The sequence below is a fragment of the Paenibacillus spongiae genome, assembly GCF_024734895.1.
Lineage (GTDB): Bacteria > Bacillota > Bacilli > Paenibacillales > Paenibacillaceae > Paenibacillus_Z > Paenibacillus_Z spongiae.
Genome location: NZ_CP091430.1, coordinates 3828835 through 3850252, shown reverse-complemented (window position 1 = coordinate 3850252; position 21418 = coordinate 3828835). Strand labels below are relative to the sequence as shown.

At 47.9% G+C, this 21418-nt stretch carries 16 protein-coding genes; 1 reads left to right on the top strand and 15 read right to left on the bottom strand.

From position 1 onward, the window contains the following. Positions 1 to 71: 71 nt before the first annotated feature. The 6 genes from L1F29_RS17650 to L1F29_RS17625 form a co-directional block, all read right to left on the bottom strand. Positions 72 to 2315: a hypothetical protein gene (locus L1F29_RS17650; protein ID WP_258383380.1), complete on the bottom strand. Its 2244-nt coding sequence runs from the start codon at positions 2313 to 2315 to the stop codon at positions 72 to 74. 16 nt (positions 2316 to 2331) lie between these two features. Continuing rightward, the gene (locus L1F29_RS17645) at positions 2332 to 3438 is read right to left on the bottom strand and encodes a hypothetical protein (RefSeq protein ID WP_258383379.1); all 1107 of its coding nucleotides are present in this window, start codon (positions 3436 to 3438) and stop codon (positions 2332 to 2334) included. Between the two features lie 216 nt (positions 3439 to 3654). Next, a complete protein-coding gene (locus tag L1F29_RS17640; RefSeq protein WP_258383378.1) occupies positions 3655 to 4425 on the bottom strand; it encodes an IclR family transcriptional regulator in 771 nt (256 codons plus the stop codon). A 76-nt stretch (positions 4426 to 4501) separates the two neighbouring features. After that, positions 4502 to 5278, bottom strand: coding sequence for a creatininase family protein (locus L1F29_RS17635; RefSeq protein WP_258383377.1), 777 nt, complete (start codon positions 5276 to 5278; stop codon positions 4502 to 4504). Positions 5279 to 5538: 260 nt separating this feature from the next. Continuing rightward, on the bottom strand, positions 5539 to 6666 hold the full coding sequence (locus L1F29_RS17630) for an FAD-dependent oxidoreductase (RefSeq protein ID WP_258383376.1): 1128 nt from the start codon (positions 6664 to 6666) through the stop codon (positions 5539 to 5541). Between the two features lie 278 nt (positions 6667 to 6944). After that, on the bottom strand, positions 6945 to 8759 hold the full coding sequence (locus L1F29_RS17625; RefSeq protein ID WP_258383375.1) for an FAD-dependent oxidoreductase: 1815 nt from the start codon (positions 8757 to 8759) through the stop codon (positions 6945 to 6947). Positions 8760 to 8888: 129 nt separating this feature from the next. Here L1F29_RS17625 and L1F29_RS17620 point away from each other — a divergent pair, with 129 nt between their 5' ends. Further along, positions 8889 to 9683 (top strand): helix-turn-helix domain-containing protein, encoded by a 795-nt coding sequence (locus tag L1F29_RS17620; protein ID WP_258383374.1) that lies wholly within the window; start codon positions 8889 to 8891, stop codon positions 9681 to 9683. A 368-nt stretch (positions 9684 to 10051) separates the two neighbouring features. Here L1F29_RS17620 and L1F29_RS17615 read toward each other — a convergent pair whose 3' ends face one another. The 9 genes from L1F29_RS17615 to L1F29_RS17575 all read right to left on the bottom strand — a co-directional run bounded on the left by L1F29_RS17615 (position 10052) and on the right by L1F29_RS17575 (position 21259). Next, positions 10052 to 10537 carry a CAP domain-containing protein gene (locus L1F29_RS17615; protein ID WP_258383373.1) on the bottom strand — a complete coding sequence of 162 codons (486 nt, stop codon included), beginning with the start codon at positions 10535 to 10537 and terminating at the stop codon, positions 10052 to 10054. A 316-nt stretch (positions 10538 to 10853) separates the two neighbouring features. Continuing rightward, positions 10854 to 11828 carry a DMT family transporter gene (locus L1F29_RS17610; RefSeq protein WP_258383372.1) on the bottom strand — a complete coding sequence of 325 codons (975 nt, stop codon included), beginning with the start codon at positions 11826 to 11828 and terminating at the stop codon, positions 10854 to 10856. 529 nt (positions 11829 to 12357) lie between these two features. Next, positions 12358 to 12570: a hypothetical protein gene (locus tag L1F29_RS17605; protein ID WP_258383371.1), complete on the bottom strand. Its 213-nt coding sequence runs from the start codon at positions 12568 to 12570 to the stop codon at positions 12358 to 12360. Between the two features lie 529 nt (positions 12571 to 13099). Further along, a complete protein-coding gene (locus L1F29_RS17600; protein WP_258383370.1) occupies positions 13100 to 13732 on the bottom strand; it encodes a hypothetical protein in 633 nt (210 codons plus the stop codon). Between the two features lie 433 nt (positions 13733 to 14165). Further along, on the bottom strand, positions 14166 to 16781 hold the full coding sequence (ppsA, locus tag L1F29_RS17595) for a phosphoenolpyruvate synthase (protein ID WP_258383369.1): 2616 nt from the start codon (positions 16779 to 16781) through the stop codon (positions 14166 to 14168). Between the two features lie 76 nt (positions 16782 to 16857). After that, positions 16858 to 17508, bottom strand: coding sequence for a zinc dependent phospholipase C family protein (locus tag L1F29_RS17590; protein WP_258383368.1), 651 nt, complete (start codon positions 17506 to 17508; stop codon positions 16858 to 16860). Between the two features lie 78 nt (positions 17509 to 17586). Next, positions 17587 to 18075 carry a hypothetical protein gene (locus tag L1F29_RS17585; protein WP_258383367.1) on the bottom strand — a complete coding sequence of 163 codons (489 nt, stop codon included), beginning with the start codon at positions 18073 to 18075 and terminating at the stop codon, positions 17587 to 17589. A gap of 273 nt (positions 18076 to 18348) precedes the next feature. Further along, positions 18349 to 19875 carry a M3 family metallopeptidase gene (locus L1F29_RS17580; RefSeq protein ID WP_258383366.1) on the bottom strand — a complete coding sequence of 509 codons (1527 nt, stop codon included), beginning with the start codon at positions 19873 to 19875 and terminating at the stop codon, positions 18349 to 18351. A gap of 259 nt (positions 19876 to 20134) precedes the next feature. Continuing rightward, a complete protein-coding gene (locus L1F29_RS17575) occupies positions 20135 to 21259 on the bottom strand; it encodes a WG repeat-containing protein (protein ID WP_258383365.1) in 1125 nt (374 codons plus the stop codon). Positions 21260 to 21418 lie beyond the last annotated feature (159 nt).

Genomic DNA, 21418 nt, shown 5'->3' with positions numbered 1-21418 from the left:
TAATAGATAGCTTTATCCGTATTACACTGTTATGGGGTTCGGCGGTGCAGCTGCTTCGCCCTCGGTTCCGGTCAGTATGGAAACGCAACGCCCTTATACCGGACAATGCAGCCATAGCCTTCTCCCGAAGCGACGCACAGCCAGTCGTCCTCCTGCGCATATGCCAGCGCAGAGATGTAATGGATGCTCGCCCACTCGGTATCGACATTGCGCAGCTCGCTGTTGTCCTTAATGACCCGCGGTCTTCCCAAGTCGACGAAGCCGCGGTCGCGCGAGAAGCTGAACACATGGCCCGCATCCCTCTCTCCGCCATATACGCCGAAGACCTCCTCCTGGCTCACCTTCGTAAAATTCCGAAGCAGCCCGGCAGAGTAAAGCCGGCCGTACACGGTCGTCCTGCGAAGGTCGGGCGTTAACGTAAATAGCAGCCCGTCGTACGTGCCGGCAACGACGGTTCCGTCCCCCAGCACGGCACCGCCCGTTATCGCCGCATTGAACGCTCTTCCTCTAATGGAAGGAACGCGAATCGGGAGCGTCTCGGCGCGCATCACGGCGATGTCATAGATCCGCATTTCATCGTAATTGGCGGATAACAGCACCCGATTCGCATCGAGCTTCACCAGCACCGCATCGCTCGTTTCGAGCCGGATATGATCGAGTGAACGGAAGCTGCCGCTGCTCGGATCGCATAAATAGACGGCTCCTTCACGGTCGCTCGCCACCAGACGGCCATCGTCGAGCTCGAAGTGGAGCCTCGCAAGCTCGGTGTCTGCAGGAACCGCGATTGCAGTGCCGACGGCTCGCGAGCAGAGATCGATCAGCACGATGCGCCCATCCGTCGTTAATGCGGCGACTCTCTCATCGCCGACATCGATGCAGGAAACCGGGGCGCCGGCTTCATAGACGACGCAGGACGCAGCAGGATCCCCGCTTGTGTAGTCGGATTCGACCAGATATATGCGCTCTTTGCCGGCAACAGAGTAGACCGTGCCGTACATCGCGCGCACATGTTTAACCGCCGTATCCTTCCAGTCCAAATGCTGGTGCAGCGGCAGGGTGCGAGTCGTCTCCGCCCGGATATGCATGAACGCCGGGCTGCCGACCCCGTTATAATCCGGCTCGTAATAAGGCCTGATCTGCGCAGTCTTCGCATCCGCCCCTGGCGGCTGAAGCCGCTTGACGTCGACCGCCAGTACATAGGGGGAAAACTCCCCGCATACGTCAACCATATGAAGGATGCCGTCGCGGTCGAATATCATTTCGCAAATATATTGCGAATCTTTTCCGCCCGGCGTGACGAGGCCGAGATTTTCCGGCTCTCCGCCGTTCAGAACGTCCCATCGGACCAATCGGATCGGGCTGTATTCATCCTGCATTTTCAAACCGTAGTAGATCACGAAGTTCTCGTCCGCAGCCAATCCACCGATACCGCAAGGGTTGAGCGGCGGATGGTCGCGAAGATGAATATAGCCGTGCCTTGTCGCCTCAAGCGTCTCCGGATGAAGCTCGATCACTTCCCCGTCCATATTATCGATCATGAGCAGACTGCCTCGCGGGGTGTTAAGCGCGAATATGAACTGTCTCCGGTGTTTATTGCCGTTCGGCGATATGAATCTCGTCTTCAGATCCTCGATTTCGTCCCGTTCGGGATCGTATCTCCAAATTCCGCCCGTATAAGAGCTGCCGTAGAAGCGGCCCTTGTCATCCTTCACCAGCCTGCAGGAGGAGAATTCCGAAACTTTGCCGTAATCCTTCACTTCATTCGTTTCCAGATCCAGCCGGTAGAAGTGGCCTCGCATATAGCCGAGAAAATAGTAATACCGCGGGTCGTTCCCGAGCATCCCGCCGTACATGCTTTCCCTCGGCACGGGAATGCCTCTGACTTGAACCTCGTTCGTATCGGGATTGACGATCATCAGAATGGAACCGGGATATCCCTCCCACGGATCTTCATAATGCTGCTCGTACATCCACTGCTTGTGGCCCGGTGCCGGAGCGGTATTATGCGTCGCCATGATCAGCCGGCCGTCCGGCAAAAAATCGATGCTCGTATGAATCTTGCTGGGCGGCATCTGCTGCGAATCGACGATCCATACTTTCGCCACGTCGAAGATCAGCCGGATCTCGCCCGTTTTCGGATAATATTCGTACAATAAGGCCGTCAGCGGCTTCTCGTTCTCGCCGCATACGCTAATATAAAACCGGTTGTCGGGCGACAGCACGAAATCCCATACCGCATTATGCCCCTGCCCGTTCGGCAGCTGGGTGAACCGGGTAACCTCTTCCGGAATGGCCGCATGCAAATTCGATTTCATCTCTAATTCCTCCGATTTAGCCGTATACGATTTGGAGCGCAGGCGTTTCGAGCTTTCTTCCGTAGAACAAAGCGTCCATCGCAAAGCAGATCATCCCCGTCGTCAGCAGCGTCCGTTCCATCGGAAACGGCTGTTCCCGCGTCTCGATAAACGACTCGATCATTCGGGTCAACCGTTCGAAATGGGCGAATGGCCTGTCGAGGTCGCTGTCGCACAGCGCCGCCGTCACCTGCCGGTCCGTGCCATGGCGGAACGCAAAGCTCCACTGTTCAACGAGACGTTTGAATTGGATAATATAGCCTTTCGTACCGTCCATATATTCCACAACGAATAGCGCCGGTTCCGGCTCCAGATCCCTGGGATGAACGGCAGGCAGGCCGGGAATGGCTCCGAGCGCTTCAAGCAGCAAATCTTCCGGCCATTCTCCGCGGTCCATGGCCGCCCAGGCTTCGCCGCCCGAGCCATCGATTAAATATATGGCGCGAACACCGCTTTCGCCCCCATTTCGGTGTTCCGCGAGAGACTGAAGCACTTCCATCGCGTGAAAACCATAGCTTTCGAGGCCGCCCGAGCTGATGACCAGTATCTCGCTTAACTCGGACAGTTCGCGCGGATCGAATGCAGGCACATGCTCGGTATGCGGAATTGACGAGCCGCCCATGAACGGAATGCCACGGGCTTTCATATGCTCGTACATCCATCGCGCATCGTCATAATCGTAAGCCAGATGCTTGTCGGAGAAGATCGGGACCGCTAATCCCAGTTCATCGAGCGCTGCAATCGTTTCTTCGAGAAACCGCCGTCGCGGATACTCGGTCTGCCCTTTCCCGTTCGTCGGATAGCTCCCATGCTCGCCGATAATGATGATGCCGTCGACTGGGCCTCCGGCATGTGCGGCCCGCACAGTATCGCCGATCGTCGGGCAGATGGGAATGTTAAGCCTCGCCGCCGCTTCCCTGCTCATGTCGTTCTCCGGCACCTGGTCCGTGTAGATGGAGACGACTTCAACCCGGGGCTGGTATCCGAAATCTCCCAGCAGCCGCCCCAGGATAACGTCGGCGTGGGAATTGTACCGGTACTCGGTCACGATCGCCGCCACCTTCTTAGTCGCACTCTCGTTCATTTGCCGTCCCCCTCATTTGAAAACGCTGTCAAATATAAATTAAGCCTGCGCGCTCTGTTAAGAAAATTCTATCTTTGCTTCCAGAGTTAGTCAATTATTTTCTTCATGAGTGTAGAACTTTTTTCTATTTATGAGAAAAAAGAGCCGACATCGGCTCTCCATATCCTTCAATTAAAAATAACTTTTCACGATTATGAAAAGTTATTTCGTTTATTTTCAATTTTGCCGGTACACTTTATTGGTGATTTCCCTGCAAGCCCTGCGGATCCAATAATGGATATTTTCCCATATTTCATCCGTAACGCGAATGACCGGAATCGAGATGCTGACGGCAGCGACGACATTGCCTTCCATATCGTACACGGGACCGGCTATGCACTGCACGCCTTCGATCGATTCGCCCATATTATAAGCGATTTCATCCTGTCTCACCTTCTCGATCTCCGCCTTCAGCGCATCGAAGGTCGAGATCGTGTTGCTCGTATAAGTTTGCAGCTTCTTCTTGGGATAGAGCGCCTGCAGCTCTTCGTCCGGCAAGCGCGAAAGCAATATCTTCCCGGATGCCGACGCATGCAGAGGCAGAACCGATCCCAAGTTGCTGTTGAGTCGAAACGGCTGCGAAACATGCTTTTCGGCGATATAGACAACTTTGTCTTCGCTGCGTACGCCAAGCTGAACCCCTTCGTTCAGATCGTCGACGATTTTTCCGGCAATTTGATAGAATTCCGAAGTCAAGTTGGTGCTCTGACGATGCTGGACCCGGATCTCGAATATTTTATTGCCGAGGCGGAATTGCTTTCCCGTACTATCCGTCTCCAAATAGCCCCGGCTCAGCATATTTTGCAGAATTTGATAAGCACTGCTCGAGGGCATGTGCAGCGCTTTGGAAATTTCGGTCAAATTATACGATTCCTTCTCTCCGGTAAACAGCTCGAAAATATCCAGAACACGATCGGCCGACTTCACTTTCGGGGATTGCTTTTCCATGGTTATTCCTTCCTTTTTTAGGAGCTGAAAGAAACCTCAGCCAATATTTTATCGGACTTCGTCTGCAGTGTCCATCTCAGCTGCCCTTTTGCATCGCTTGAACGGTTGCAATCAACCAAGCCGCGACGCAATCGACAATGACATTCAAATAACGGCGCCCGGCCTCCGCCGTGGCTCGATGCGGGGCATCCGTAAAGCCGTCGAAGCCGGTCAATTCCCCGTGCTTGCCGATGAAAGAACCGGGCGGCCCGGAATTGATCCATTCCCGCATCGTATGCGTCTCCGGCAGCAAATCGCTCCGTACCAGTTCGGGCTTCAGCGCCATCACGGCTGCCGTTTCGAAACCGCCTGCATGTCCCGGAACCATGCCGAGCGAGGCGGCATCCGTCTCGTTCAAGGCGGCGCGCGCTACGCTCCAATAAGAAGCGGAGGCGGTCCAGATCGGGAAGCGGACGGCAAGATCGTTCGCGGTTTGAGTCATAATGGGATCGTTGCCGCCGTGGGCGTTCAGAAAAATGATTTTCCCAAACCCGTCCGTGACCAGACTCTCTCCGATATCCCGCAGCAGCTGCAGATACGTGGATGACGTATACGAAAGCGTCCCTCCGAATGCCAAATGATGCTGCGAGCAGCCTATCGTAAGCACGGGCGCGACCAGAATCGGAACGGTGCCGGAAGCTTGCCGAACCGCTTCAGTGGCGACGTGTTCGCAAATCAGGCTGTCGGTGAACACAGGCAGATGAGGCCCATGCTGTTCCGTAGCGGCAAGCGGAACGACGATCGCCGCTGCCCCGTTCCGGGCCATTTCCGATATTTCCTCTCTCGTATGGTAATGCATGAAGACGGATTTCATGTCCGATTCCTCCCGTTACCCATCCGGCGTTTTATCATTGACGATCAACTCTAATATAACAAGATTATACAGTGATGACTAGATGAATGCTGCACATATGTGAAGAAAATTCATATATACCGAAGTTTCTACTGCCTGTTCGAGGCTGCCGATCTTTGCTAGACGACAAAGAAACTGCCTCAGAATTGTGGCAGTTTCTTTATTATACGCAGCTTTAGTAAGAGCTAGTGTAGAGCACTAGATTGCCCTTTGTTCAGCCATTAGACTTCTTTCACAAAAACGACGCCTTGGTCAGCCAGCCGTTCATGAAGCTTCGGAATGGATACTTGATCGAGTTGAATGTTCTCCTCGACCGCACATGCCGCCGCAATGCCTGCCGCTTGACCGAGCGCATAGCAGGTTGCTTGCACGCGCATGGAGGACATGGCGACATGAGTGGCGGAGATACACCTTCCAGCCACGAGAAGCCCTTTCACTTGAAGGGGAACCATACAGCGGTACGGGATATCGTACCCGCTGAGCTGACGCTCGTCACACGTCTTTTTGCCATCCGGGCTGTGAATGTCGATTTCGTAGTTCGTCTGTGCCACAACGTCGCCAAAGCGCCTCCCGTCGGTCAAATCCTGCTCCGTCAGCGTATACATTCCTTCGATTTGGTTGGTTTCCCGAACGCCGATTTGGCCGGGAATATGCGACAGGGCGTACGTCTCAAATCCGTTTCGCTGCAAATAATGCGCAACGGAGAACACTTGACGAAGTCCTTCCTTCTCGGCGTTATTGATGTCTTCGATCTTGGCGCCATTCCCCTTAACCCGCGTCATGTTAACCAAGAGCATGCCGTCATCATTATACTCCCAATACAGATGCCGGCCCTGAGGCAGTTCGCTTACCGATTCGTAATAATAGCAGTCATCCGGCAAATAGAGTTTAACCTGCTTGCCCGTATTTTGCATCATAAACATCAGTGTCATCGGCTGGGTGAGGCCGTCGTCCTCGCGTCCCGAATGCGTTGGAACACCGGCATCCTGTGCCACCCGCGCATCGCCGGTGCAGTCAATGATCGATCGGCCCAGGAACGCTTTAAGCCCTTCCCGCGTATTGGCGATTACCCCCGTAACCGTATCCCCTTCTTTGATTGCCGCAATGAAGCTGGTATGATAATAGACCTTGACTCCTTCCTTCTCAAGCTTCGTGTTCAAATAATGACGAACGTTAAAGGGAGAGTATTGCGGCCTGATGGAGCCTTGATGCGATTGCGGCAAATAGTTCGGCATGACCTCGGATACGAGCTCGCGATAGATCCCGGTAACATTGCCTACCCCCATGAAAATACTGACATTACCGAGCGTCCCCATACCGCCCAATTGGCCTGAATGTTCCAGAAGCACGACTTTTTTGCCGCATCTTGCCCCGCTGATCGCGGCGGCCGTTCCTGCCGGACCTCAGCCAATGACGACGATGTCCGCGTCATCATAAATCTCGACATTGCGCTGCAACGAAACGTTATTCATGCCTCAACCTCCAGATACTGATTTTGGTTTTTAGTATATGCCTGAAAAGAGTTACACTATAGTTTCACTTTTGTTACTTAGCGTCTATATACAGACCTGACCGGCCGAGTGTGATAGATCACATTCTCCTTACAAAGATGCTGCCACAAGCGGAGTTACTCGCAAACGATTTCAACCACTCGCGCATGATCCAAACCGTTCGTAGAGATTACCTCCAAACGGAGCGTCTTCAGATTTTCCAGCGTTACCGGCAGATGGATCATGCGTTGATAATTGTCCTTGAGATGTGCGATTTCCGTCCTCCCTCGTTCGTCATGCGCAATCAGCTTAAACTCCTTCAGCGTTTCGGCTTGCGGCCGCCCCCACTGCATATGCTTCTGGAGCGCGTCCAAATGGCATAGCATCAATAAACGGTGAAGCCCGGTATCCAGAACGATCGTAATCCGGGAAACCGTTACCGGCTCCTCCCATTGAAGCTCCAGCCAAGGACTGCTATCTCCCGGCTCCGACATCCAGCGATGCGTGCCGGCTGTCGTCAAGTCGGGACGTACCCCCTTCTCCCCATGGACAGCGCGAGTATGCCCATCTACAACATTACCGCATGTTCCTTGCTTTTGTTCGGACGAAGCGGAAATCCGGGCAAGCTTCGCGAGATTTCCTTCCAGCATGATGCCGGGCAAAAAAGCTCCCTGCCGAAGCAATTGCTGCTGAGCCTCCTTCACGACACCGCTTTCGCGCCATGCTTGTTCCAGCGGAAGTTTGCGCTTCACCGCCGTTGCCGCGAACGTTCCCAGCCCTTCTCCCATGACCGCGCATGTCGCCATTACCCTGGTGCTGGAGAAAGCGATATGAGTAGCCGATAAATTGCGGCCGGCGAACATCAGATTCGAAATGTTCCTGCTGATCATCGAGCGCAGCGGTATGCCGTAAAGATATGGCGTAAACGGCTGATTGCACGGCTCCTCGTCTTTCGCATCGATGCCTTGGGGCGGATGGGTATCCATCGACCAGCCGCCATAGGCGATTACATCGTCGAAGTCGACGGCATGCTGAATATCGTTTTGGGTCAGCACGTGCCGACCGATAAATCTTCTGGACTCTCTTTTGCCCGGAAGAAAGCCGAACCAATCCAGGGCCCAATTTTCGGAATCGGGGTGATTGCCGCTATTTTTGATGTGATCCCATACCCCAAGCATGATCGCAAGCAGCTCGTCGCGAATATGCTCGTTATCCTTGATCGTATCCAGCGTGCCGCCGAATTCCACCCACCAATATCCGAACTCCCAGGCGTCGTGGTTTCTAAACTTCAAATCTTCTTCCGTAAACTTGCGGGCCCATTTCGGCGGGGTAAATGGCATCGGGCGTCCCATATCCTTCGATGTGAACAAAAGGGAGGATCCGAGACGGTAAGCATCCCTGTTCAGGCTTGCGCCGGACTCTTTATATTCCTCCACCGCTTCCCGGCCGGTTGTAAAAGTAGCCCCCGCTTCAAGCCCCAGCCTGCCGTCGCCCGTACAATCCGCAAAAATGTCAGCCCGGATCGTAAAGCTTTCCTCCGTGCTTTCTCTCAACGCATAAGCGGAACGAATACGGGAGCCCTCGACATCGGCTTCAACTACCGTCGTGTTCAGCAGCAGCTTCAAATTCTGTTCGGCACGGCATTTTTCATATAAGATCAAGTCCAGCATACTCGCGCTCCGCTGCGGATTTCTGACCGCGCATTCAAGCACGATTTCTTCGATAATGCCGCTTTCTCTGCGCTCCGTCCCCAATTCCTTCCCGATTGTGGATGCGCCGGATATATTCATGCGAATCTCCGACGATGCGTTTCCGCCAAGAACGGAACGGTCCTGGCATAAAATCACCCGGGCTCCGTTGCGGGCCGCAGCTAATGCAGCCGCCACCCCCGTCATCCCTCCGCCAGCGATCAAAATGTCCGTATCCAACATTTTGGTATCGGTCTTCCTCATCCTCCATTGACTCCTTTGCATTCTATGATAACTTTAATTACATATTACGATCTTACTTTCACACATTAAAATTCATAAAATTTCTTTTTCATATCTAAAATTTCACGGTGCTGAACGAGGTGAAGCGAAATGTCCTCATGCTTGCCCGAAATCGTATCGCATGTGTACTGGATCAAAAAAGATAAATTTCTATTAGAAACGGATACCTATGTAACTTGGGTTCTTTTTGCGGTAGAGGAAGGGAGATTCGAATACCAAATAGGAGAAGATTGCGGAGTGGCCGAATTCGGAGACGTGGTCGTATGCCCGCCCCAGGTTGCTTTCTATCGGAACGTGCTGACGTCCTTAAGCTTTCATTCCATAACGTTCACCCTCCCCGAAGGAGAGCCTCAGCAGCTTCAATCCCTTTTGGCACATCGGAAAATACGGCTGCCGCAAATCCGGCGCTTGTCCGAAAACTACAGCTGCTTAAGGCGGGCGGATCAGCAGATATCCTACAGCTCTGATAATCAAAAGCTGAAGCAGCACTATTTGGCGGATTTATGGCTGATGATCGCGCAGCAAGTGCTGGATTTTCCCGATGCCGGTCCTTTCTTGGAAGAAGACGAAATAATTCGCGATGTCGCAATCTACTTCAATAATCACGCGCATGAAGCGATTGAAATCCGGGATGTCGCGCATAGGTTCGGAATGACGCCTGTGCAGCTGATCCGAAGATTCAAAAACGCCTATAGCATCAACCCTCTGCAATACTTAACGTCGATTCGGGTAAAGCAAGCATGCAGGCTGCTGCTGTTAACGGAGTGGACGCTCGATGTTATAGCCGGAAAATGCGGCTACGAGAACGGCTTCTACCTCAGCCGGGTGTTTCGCAAGGTGATGGGTGTAAGCCCGTCCGAATTCCGAAAGCAAAACCGGTATTAGCGGCGAACGCGGCAACAAGGGCGCATGATTTATAAAGCAGCGTGTTTCTCGTAATAATGAACGCGACGTCCGCTTTGATCAGATACTCGAAATTTTAAACACGATCCACTCGCTCCCCCAGATTCCCTGATCGTAGTTCATATTAATCCTTTGTCGAATTACTTCTGTTCAATCTCTATCTTTGGACACGATCTCAAATCCAGCTATAGACGAAGTTAACATTCTATTGAATTCTGCCCGTTGTATATGCACCTCCTCTGATTAATCGTAAGCGTCAAACAGCCCCCACCATACGGTCATGATAAGGGCTGTTTGACGTTTACGCTTATAAAGGGAATGAATGTAACCGTGATACCATCAACTTTGTACTATCCTCTCCAAAATACTTGAACCCAGTAACGTCCTAATGTGCCTCCTGTTGTATACCAGACACCAGTGTATGTGAAGTTTGGATTTAAAATGTTTGCTCTGTGTCCGGCACTGTTCATCCAACCAGCTACAACTGCTTGTGGAGTTGTATAGCCATATGCAAGGTTTTCTCCATAAGCGGTCCATCGAATTCCAAATCTAGTATACTGTTGTCCCATGTTGCCATAAACGGGAGAAACATGACCAAAATACCCTTTATCTCTCATGTCTATTGCCTTGTAATACGCCATCCAATCAAGAAGAATCGATTCTCTTAATGCCGGGATGCCTCGACTAGTTCTTTCTAGATTAACTAAACGAATGACGTCTTTGTAAAATTGATTAATTGATACCTTTTTCTTAAATGCAGAGAAGCGCTTTTCTGCAGCGGGATTTGAAATGCTCCTCTTAGGACGCATTCCTCGCGTGCCCTTCATAGGACTCATTCCTCGCGTGCCCCTCATAGAACTCATTCCTCGCTTGCTCCTCAAAGAACTCAGTCCTTGTTTCATTTAATGCCACCTTCCCTTCAAGTAAGTGTTAGTATTGAAGTTGTTACCTTAATATCCTATTAATTCGAAGGGATGAGAGAAACGGCAGACAACTAAATAAGAGTCCATTTACTAGATTATTGTTTTTTATCATGTTATTACTTTAGAAGTTTCCCTGCAGGAACTAAACGATCAAATGAAAAATAGCCCAAGGGGGGAACTTGATTCCCCCTTGGGCTTTAATATGACTTTTAAAGGAATTGAACGTCGGTTAGATCGCCGTGGGCCTGACGATCCCTTCTGGCTGGACGGATCGTTCTTGCTGACGTGATATGACAAGCAACGTTGCCCAGATTAATATAAAACCCACGATTTGCGTGAAGGTAGTGACCTGTCGGAATACGACTAAATTGATCAGAACGCCGACCATCGGAAAACTTAGTTCCGCCAGCGTGGCATAAGAAGCCTTGATGGCGCTCAAGCCTTTATAGTACAGCAGCAAACTGAGCAGCCCCGGCAGCAACGCCTGCAGCAGCAGGTTGAGGCCGATCAAAGCCATTTCGCTTGCTTCGCCGGGCAGCGTCCATAACTGGCGTTCGCCAAGGGTCAGCGCCAGCAGAAGCGGTAGTGCGAGGATGAAACGCAACGACGTCATGGTCTCGTAGTTGACGGCTCCCAGCAGGTAGCGGCCCATGACGGTGGAGCCGCCCCAAAGCAACGCCGCTCCGATCGACATCAGGCTGCCTGACTGCAGCATCTCGCTAATATTGGAGAATGGCAGCTTCCAGCTAAACGTTAATAAATAAGTGCCAAAAATCGCAACGACAAATAGCATGCCGAACGACTTGGGCAATTTCTCCTTCAGCAGCCATCTGGCCATCAGAATGGCGAACAGGGGCTGAAGCTTCTGCAGCAGAAGCACCGCGTTCAAATCGCCCGATGCCAGTCCCTTCGTGAACAGCACCGTCGCGAGCGCCGAGCCGCCCCACGAGACGAACAGCATCGCGCCGAGATGGCGAAGCTTGAGCTTGCGCAGCTGCTGCCGATGCTTCCACAAAACGGGAGCCATGAACAGCACTAGAATAACGTGCTCCAGCAGCGCGATTTTGGTCGAGGTGAGATAATCAAGCAAAAGCACTCGGAATAGCGGATCGATTCCCCATAAGGCGGAGCCCAGCACGACAAACCAAAACGCGGGTTTGACAGCTTGATTTTTGAACAGGGATAGTGACATCAGATTGCTCATGGTTGAATGCTCCTTGTCGCGCATCCAACCTTCAGGGATGATATGGTTCGCTTTGGAGTACAGTCCTCAAGCCATAGGTTTCGGAATAACGTCGCGGATATCGCTAAATAATTTTCGCATCTTATAAGTATATGTTTGTGTCACCGTAAGCGTAAAAGGGGATGTTTGTGTCACTAACCTAAGACACAAACATCCCCTTTTAACATAAAGGTTCTCTTGATTTTATTTATGGCATGTTTGTGTCATTAGACAACGTGTTGGAATTATAAGCTTTCTTACATTTGTCGGCAAACTCAGACTGAGGCGAGTGGGTTCTTAGCCGGTTTCATCTCCTCCATTGGAATGCTGGAAAGTAAACGTGCATCTTAACTTGCCGTTTACAGGAGAACATCTGACAAATACAAGATCTTCCCCTAAAATTTTCGATATGGCTTCAATCTTTCTTTCGATGATTTGTCTTTTACGGGCTATGACTTGCTGGCACGTGCGTGTTGTTCCCTTTATTTTTTTCAAAAATATCCCTACCTTTTTAACCGGGCTGTGGTCCGAAGCTAAAGAAGCATCTGAATTTCCCGTTTACTTTAAAGCAAGCAATTCCAACATTTTGGGTGCCAATGATTTTCGCTAAAGTCTGTATTTCCCTTTCGACTGTTTTCTTGTTACGGGCAACCGTGAGACGCTTGGTTTTTACAGCCTTTTTCAAAGTCGTCACGTCCTTCTTGTTTTCATCAAATCCGATCATTAAATACGAATTCACCACACTTTGTGCGAGAACAGCTGATATCAACGAACTTTGCGCCTACTATTTTTAATAATAGTTGGAGTAGACGAATGACTTCCCGCTTCAGTCTGGCTACCTGCTCTTTGGGACCTGGGCGGCTTTGTCCCTGAAAGGAAACCCTACACCCCTGAGGATTACAGCTCCCGCCTGCGCTTTTTGCACCTACTAGCGTTATTAATAACATTAATCGTCTGTTTATTTGCTGCTTTATTCCGGCGATAAGTCTTTGACAGCGGAGTACGTCACCGTTTGAACATGCGCACGCTATCCCCATACGCGTTGGACGAGTGAATGAATTTCGACGTAACCGACCCAGCTTACATGAACATGTCATACCTTGTTGCTCCCTCCAACTAAAAAACGTTTCGTTATCCTTCCGGTTTGGAAAACCGTTATCCGGAGGCGGACCACAAACTTTCAATCCGAAAATACCGGACGAATGGAAGTGACCCTTTCATGTTGTCCAGATAATAGTATTTGCTGGACCTTTTTATTTACCAGGATGAATGCGAAGGACCGAGCTGATTTGGTTGAAGGCTACCGGAGTGGCCTCTTCAAACAAGCCAAACATTTTCGCCGTGTTGGGAGTTACTTGAATGAATGGTTCAACAAAAATGTCTGTGCCTGCTTGAAGCCGAACCTTTTTCGTTACAAGTCCGCGCTTCAATAGCAGCTGATTCTTGAGAATTCCGAGTAACACTACGCCGATCGCCGAAACGTGTATTTCATTGTCCGTTATATGCGTAATGGTCCTGTCGCCATTCGTATTTATTTCAACGACTGTGCTTCCAATCCTAGTGGCAATCGAAGTACGCGACACCGGTTTTCTAAAAAAAGTAAGGCTTCGATCGACCGAGTCAAACCGCACATTGTAGCGCCTCTTATCGATCAAGCCTAACGTTCGCGCAGTTGCTACACCCACATCAATTCGATTATCAATGCATTCAGAAGAATCACTGTTAGTTAGGGAAACCCTTACTTTCGCATTCCTTCGTCGCAGGACAACATTACCATCGGGTACCGTAAATGTAGGCAATGGCGAGCCTCCGCAGCCTGCAACTAAGAATGCTTGATTTGCAAAATCAGGGACAACATTCACATCAAAAACAGCCCGCGAGATCATCTGTAAGCTTCACACCTTTCATCTATGCCATAATGGAACTGGTTTCGCACCTAGTACCCATTCAATATGGTATGTGTCTATGCGCTGCTGCGCTTAGACGATTGCCCTATCTCCGGATAAAATCCTCATTATATTCAGAGCACGACATTACATGGCTTGAGTATGCTCCGTGTCGTACAAATATCTAAGTTAGCCGGTTTCCGTGATTTCGGTATCTTCTCAGTCCTGCCGCGCTCCCGACAGGAGTTAGGGAAATCTGATGGGCACAGCAAGCCATTGCCAACGCCGGATAGGCGAAACGGCTCTTGCGGTTAAGTCTGCCTATCAAAAAAAACCCACGGTGATCCGTGGGTTTTGTTCTTTCCCTTCATAATTTTAATAATGCCCCGCCGCGGCTGATCTCAACGTCCGATTTGCGCACGTATTGCAGCCATTACAATATTTCGATATAACCTTCTGTTCCATGCAAACGAATTTGTTGCCCATCTTTTATCAGTTTGGTAGCATTCTCCACTCCGACAACTGCCGGCAAACCATATTCACGTGCGATAACTGCTCCGTGGGTCATCAGTCCACCAACTTCGGTGATCAGACCTTTTATGGATACAAACAATGGTGTCCAGCTTGGGTCGGTGAAGGAAGTGACTAATATATCTCCATCTTCCAGATCGGCATTTTCCATCTTTAAAATGACACGCGCTCGTCCCTCTATCACTCCGGAAGAAACAGGCAGACCTACAATCACTTCGGCTGGGAGATTTTCTCGCTTGTACTCACCTGCAATGATTTCACCATCAGACGTGATAACACGCGGCGGAGTCAGTTTTTCATATAATTTGTACTCGTCTTTTCGTTTGCAGATGATCTGGTAATCCAGTTTCAATGTGCGAACAACCCCGTGAAGCTCTTCAAAAGTGAGGTAGTAAATATCTTCTTTTTCATAAATAACGCCCGCTTGTACGAGTTGTTCAGCTTCTTTCAGCAAAGCCTGCTTATAAACGAAGTAGCGATTCACCATCGCGTATTTGGGATATTCCCGATAACCGATGAAATTTCGGATGAGGCCGATCATTCGTTTTGTTTCTTTGGCTTTTTGTTCACCATCCGGTAATTGCTTCAATCGATCTAGTAACGCTTGCTCTTTATTCAAAGCTTCCCGTCGCCCATGCTCAAATTTTCGTTTGCTGGCATTAGGCTCAAAGTTTTTGATGTTGCCCAGAATCATCGGGACAATTGCAATTGGTTTTTCACTCCATCGAGCTCTCGTAATATCAATTTCTCCGGGACATCGCATTCCGTATTTGCTGAGATAAGCATGGATAGCGTCTCGGATTTCCTTTCCACCATCAAGCTTAACAAGTTCATCCGAAAAGTGATCATCTTTTACATGCTGCAAATATTCCGTTACTTCTGGATAAGGACGAATCACATCCGCGACATCCAATAGCGCCAGACCCATTTCCGAAGTAATATTGTTTGCTGCAGATTGAGAAAGCGTGTCTGCTGCGTTTTTTTCACCTAACCACTCGTTCATTTTTTCATTGATCCATGATGAAGCATCCATAGCAGCCATAATCACACCCAAACTTTCTGGATCAAATAAATCCTTCTTTAATTGCTGGATATCTTCCAGAATAAAATCAAATAAATCTGGTCCTAATTTCGTTTGGATGTTTTGTTTTACCTCTTCTATCGATGTTTGACTACGTTTAATCAAATCAGAAACGATTGTCGGATCGTGATCGATTTGTGCCTGAAATCCCGCAGACGGCATATCTTTATTGCTTTTACCGGAACTCGGTTCTTCTTTATCATCTGGTGACGATTGGACAATATCTCCTCGCTCGATTATGGTCATAAGTGCATCTTTGATGAGCGGATCGGATTTTCCCAGGGTATCTACTATTGTTTTTCGGCCAACAGGCGAAATCAGCATAGGTGTAACATCAACAAACAACCTTCCGCCAGCTTTGCGCATGGGCGCATAAGTTGTTAACAAGAACAAAGACAATCCCAACGGTTTCATGGGATCGGTCATCATTTGTTGATGACCGACTGATACGTAAACGTGATTTTCTTGATCATTCGCTTCAGGGATCGGGTATAAAGTCGTGATTGGCCGACTTTGGAGAATATAAAATGTATTATCAACCAAACACCATTCGATATCTTGTGGGGAACCAAAATGAGCTTCAATCTGTCTTCCGATGCGTGCCAGTCGTAAAATTTGTTGTTCAGTAAGTGTTTGAGTCTTTTGAAGAACGGGATCGATCTGACGGGTCTCTGTTCCGCCTTCTTTCCGTCCATAGATAGCCAATTTTTTGGTTGCTATCCTCTGTTCGACGATTTTCCCTTCCCGTACTTTATAACAATCGGCGGATACCAAGCCAGAGACCAGTGCTTCACCAAGTCCAAAACCGGCATCGATAGATAGCAGCTTTCGGTTAGAAGTAATTGGATCAGCGGTAAATAGAATCCCTGAAGCCTGCGGGAAAACCATCCTTTGTACAATAACGGATAAATAAACTTGACTGTGGCCGAATCCGTTTTGCATACGGTAAATTACCGCGCGATCCGTAAATAGGGAAGCCCAACATTTGCTGATATGCTGCAAGATTGCTTCTTTGCCGATGATATTTAAATAAGTATCATGTTGACCAGCAAAAGAAGCATGCGGCAAATCTTCAGCAGTCGCACTAGAACGCACTGCATAAGCATGTTCCTCACCAAACAGGGAGAGATAGTGAATAACTGCTTTCACAACATCGGAGGGAATTTCTACTTTCGAAATGGTTTGTCGAATCTTTCTGCTAATTTCACTAATTTGTTCTCGATCGTCTACTTTTAGCATTTTTAGACGATCCAACAAAGCAAGATACGTTCCGTTTTGTGCGATGGCTGTTTGATATCCCACTGTTGTAACACAAAATCCTTCTGGAACTTGTATACCTATTACTTTTGATAATTCCCCTAAATTCAACCCTTTTCCGCCAACGAGTAAAAGCTGCGATTTTTCCATTTCCTGGAAACCGAGAACCAAAGAACTCATTCTACATCTCTCCTAACCATGTTAAATGAGAAAAAATATTCGATGTACTTCCCGGCGGATCCCCGCAAGCGATCGATTAATCCTTCAATTCCATCTCAATCTGAGCACAAGAGCATATTCCTACTCTGGACAGGAACTCCAGGCTATGTTTGACAGACTTGTCTATATAATCAGTAATTTCACTGTTGTCATCCTTAAAGAGCTCCAAAGGCTCGTGTATGAGAACCTCATCAATTTGGAAATCTTTTCGCAACTCATCGAGTAATGCAGGTAAAAAATCTGCGTTGTAACCATGAATGTTGATCGAAGGCAAGACATGCTCATGAAGGGTTAGAGAGTATTGTCTTATAATTCTTCCATTGCATCTTTCAAAGTCACGATATGATGTTTGCAGCTTTTCTTTCAATTGTCCAGCAGATAAGGATTTGGGTACGATTTTGAAATAGGTATCCAAATAGGCAACATCAGAAATCAAATGACACAAATAACCCAAGTAAAATGGCTGCTCTTTAATGACATCTTTATACGTGTTGTAGAATCGAACGTAGTTAATATGACTTTCCCCATTGGCATCGGTGTCCTTAAAATGTGTAACACCCTTAGGAACACCCATGAGTCCATGTATATCAGGTGCTATTCCTCCAAGCATAAATTCGTTCCTGTTTTTGATGCCAAGTTGGTCTGCTAATAAGATTGCTATGCAATAGTGCATAATTCTTGAACCCAATGTAATCCCCCCTCGACGACTTCCTGACAATATCATTGAAATCATTTCCTATTGGGACAGTTTTCGCAACTAAGCCGATCATTGTTTGTCCGCCCGGAATGATTTTCCCTCTTGATGAATATGCAGTGCCACCACGTGGCCATCACCGTTTCTTTCGAAATCGACCACTGTGTTAAGTCCCTCTGTTGAAAATTTCGTTTCTGATTCGGGAGACAGCCGGATTGGGGACTGTTCCTGAATTCGTATGCTCAAGTCATTGCCATCCTGTATGACTGAGGCTTGCAGTCCGGATGCTGCCTTATAGTCGCCTGCGTATTCATTTAGTATATTGCGCGGTACATTAACGTTGGTTTTGTCAGGAAAATATCCGGGCCATTCGTATTCGCGCGCAATGGCTTGCTCGATTTCCTTAAGCATTGGATTGCCTTCGTTCGAGTTGATCATGATGACGGCACCAAAACCGAGATGTTTGGATAAAACGAACCGGGCTACGAAACCTTCATCCCACCCGCTATGGCCGAAACGGCTGCTTTCCCCTTCACCTTCAAGGCGAAATCCGATGCCCATATGATCCTCGACCTGGGCGGTTAACATTTGGTTTAGCGTGTCCGCAGAAAGCAAGCCATTCGAATTATTGTTCAATGTTAATTGTAATTCGACACCTAAACGGGCAAGATCCGAAGGCGTCGTCCAGAGGCTCCTCCATAAAACTCCCTCTATGGATAATCACTTTTCTATTAAATGCTCACGTTTTCTTGGATTTTGATCAAGTGCGGTAGCATCCATGCCTTCCATACCGGAACATGTATTTACATGGGTTGCATCGTTCACCCGCTAAAACTATGCATATAGTTCATTTAGAATAGGCGCACATATGTCGGCTACGGCACCGACAGAAAACGGATTGACTAATTTTCCTGCAGCCAAAAGATTCAGATAGTTTGTACTTCCTCCCTTACTGCAAAATGCGAGGTACTCTTTCCAGGTCTCCTGATAGTTGATTTTTGACCTTCCATAGAATTCAAAAGCACTTATTTGTGCAAAGTTGTAGTCGATATAGGAAAAAGGAGCGTTGAAGAGGTGAGGTTGGCTGTGCCAAGAAGTTCCACGCTTAACGGATTCATGATTATTCCCTGCACGCCAGGGCATATATTTCTGTTCAATTTCACGCCACAGTTCAGAACGCTGAGATTTTGTTAAGACTGTGTTCTCATATACGTTGTGTTCAAATTCATCAATGGCACATCTGTAAGGAAGATACCGTAACGCCTCATATAGATGATTCCACCTAAAGAGATCCTTATGTTCCCCGACGATAAGCTCCAAATAGGGATATGAAAGGAGTTCCATCGTCTTGGAATGAACTTCGTTGATACTGACTGTTGAACGGTGGTATTCGAATAACTTCTGACTGCGTGCTGCGGTATAAAATGCAAAACCATGCCCCAACTCATGGATAAACATTAACGCGTCATTGCCTTTACCTTTTAAATCGCTAATAATGAACGGAGCTTTATAGTGTGGGAGCATACAACAGCAGTAAAAAGGACGCTTGTTGGGTCTAGGCTCAACATCGAACAATTCATGATCATAAATAAAATCAATGAAATCGCCGCTTTCCTGCGAAATGTCGTGAAATATATTTCTGACATTATGGACAATATTCCCAACTGCACCAATTGGTACGGAATCATCATACGGTCTGTCCTTTTCAAACGCGGCACAGGCAGGCGTAATGACTTCAAGCACCTGAGAACGAAATGAGGAGATATCTTCCTTCCCGTAATCGACGCGTCCCTGGATACGATACGCCATCTCGATAAAACTATCGAAACCAAGACTTTTAGCCAGATTCGTCCGCACATTGATCATGCTGTCATATAATTCATCGAGTTCACAAGACATCGCTTCTTTTGATTTCCCTGAAGAAACAAGCTTGTTATATTCTATACTTAATCGGTTTTCTTCAAGTTGCAGCGGAACGGCTTTTTCTCCGGATAGGCTCCTTCTTATCCGCATATCTTGGATCATCTTATCTCCAAATTCAGCCGCAATCTCCTCCATATAAGGGGAATCCAGAAGCACATCGTCACATTCTTTTCGAAGCAATTTGATCAGAGGATCTTCAATACTATCTGTGTGAACTGTATTCTTGTAAAATGTATCCGAAGTATCGGTCAGAAATCGTATGTACGCGAGATCTGTTAACATATCCAAATATTGATCCGCGTTTTTTCGTGATAGCCATGAATCACGAAATTTCATATAGGTAGATGCAGTTGCCATTTCCTCCTTATATTTCAACAAGACAGCTTTTTCTACTTCATAATTCGGACTGATGTATTTGAGTTCTGAAAATTTTTGCATATTCTTCTCTCCCTTCATACTCACATAAAGTTCACAACAAATTGATCCGGTTTAAGTTGTTGTCTATATCATTTCTACTGAAATCGATTAGCGCCGCGGCATAAATAAACATACAAGTTATACCAAAAAAGTAATAGACTTATATTGAAATTTTTTATAGACTATTATGTATCGATGGCTTTTTTAGGGTTATTAGAACCGTTCATGTGCCGGTTTTATTATTTCAGTGACAGCTGAATTATTAGCCAATAGATCTAATTTAATCCTTCTCTTCAATTTGTAATATGCCCCACTTGTCGTCTTTACTTACAACAGCAAGACCTTCAGTTACAGGACACACACAATTATATTCAAACGGGATAATGACATTGCCGGTCTTGTTAATATAACCCCATTTATCATTCATTCTTACTGCCGCGAGCCCTTCGCTGAAATATGATCCACAATCATATGAAAACGGTATCACGATCTCGCCATTTTTATCTATGAAGCCCCATTTGCTGCCTTTTTGAACCGACGCGAGTCCTTCATGGAAAGAAGATAAACTATCAAAGTGTGCCTGGAAAGGTGTATTGCCCATCTTATCCATATAGCTCCATTTGTGATCATCTATTACCGAAACCACAAGCCCTTCAGAAAAACGAAGACATCCCGAATAATCCAAAGGTATTCGGAGCTTGCCTGTTCTGTCGATAAATCCCCATCTTTCGTTCTTAGCTACTTCCACACCCGCCGTATTAACTCTTTTGGAGTGTTCTTCATAGCTTTCATTTTCCAACCGCGGTATTTTCGGCCTTACACCTTTGCCTGTCATTACTCTTGCAAGTCCTTCTTGGAAACTGTATATAAAATCATATTTCAGCCCAAACGGTATAACCGCTTCGCCTGTTTTGTCTATATAGCCGAACTTGCCGTTTTTTTGAACCGCCGCAAGCCCATCGCTGAATAGCATTTCGTTGAATGGATTTGCGCAGTCATACTCAAATGGTATGACTGTTTTGCCGGTTTTATCGATAAACCCCCATTTGCCGTCTTTTCGAGCTCCTGCAAGCCCTTCGCTGAAACGGGATACAAACTCATATTCCGGCAGTATGACTATCTTTCCTGTTATGTCCATAAAGCCGCATTTGCCTTCTTTCAGGATTGCGGAAAGTCCTTCGCTGAACATATACTGCATCCGCCACGGCGATGACGCAGTGAAGCTGTAGCCGTCATACAGCTCTACCGGTATTACGACCTTACCTGCCTTGTCTATGAAGCCCATTTTTCTATCATTGGAGTTATTTCTTACCATTGCTAGCCCTTCTTGAAACCCCATTACAAGTTCGTAATCAAGCGTTGGTTCTACTAACGTTTTAACGAAATATTTCATGCCGTTCTTCATGTTTCGGCCTACTAATCCTTAATAGAATTGATGTGATAACAAGTGCTGACCTCTGGGTTCCATTGTATTTTCATCTGGATAACCAATGCTATCGGGACCCGAATATGGGTAAAATTCCGAAGGCATGAATTGGTTGGCTTAAATCTGAATGTCAATTTA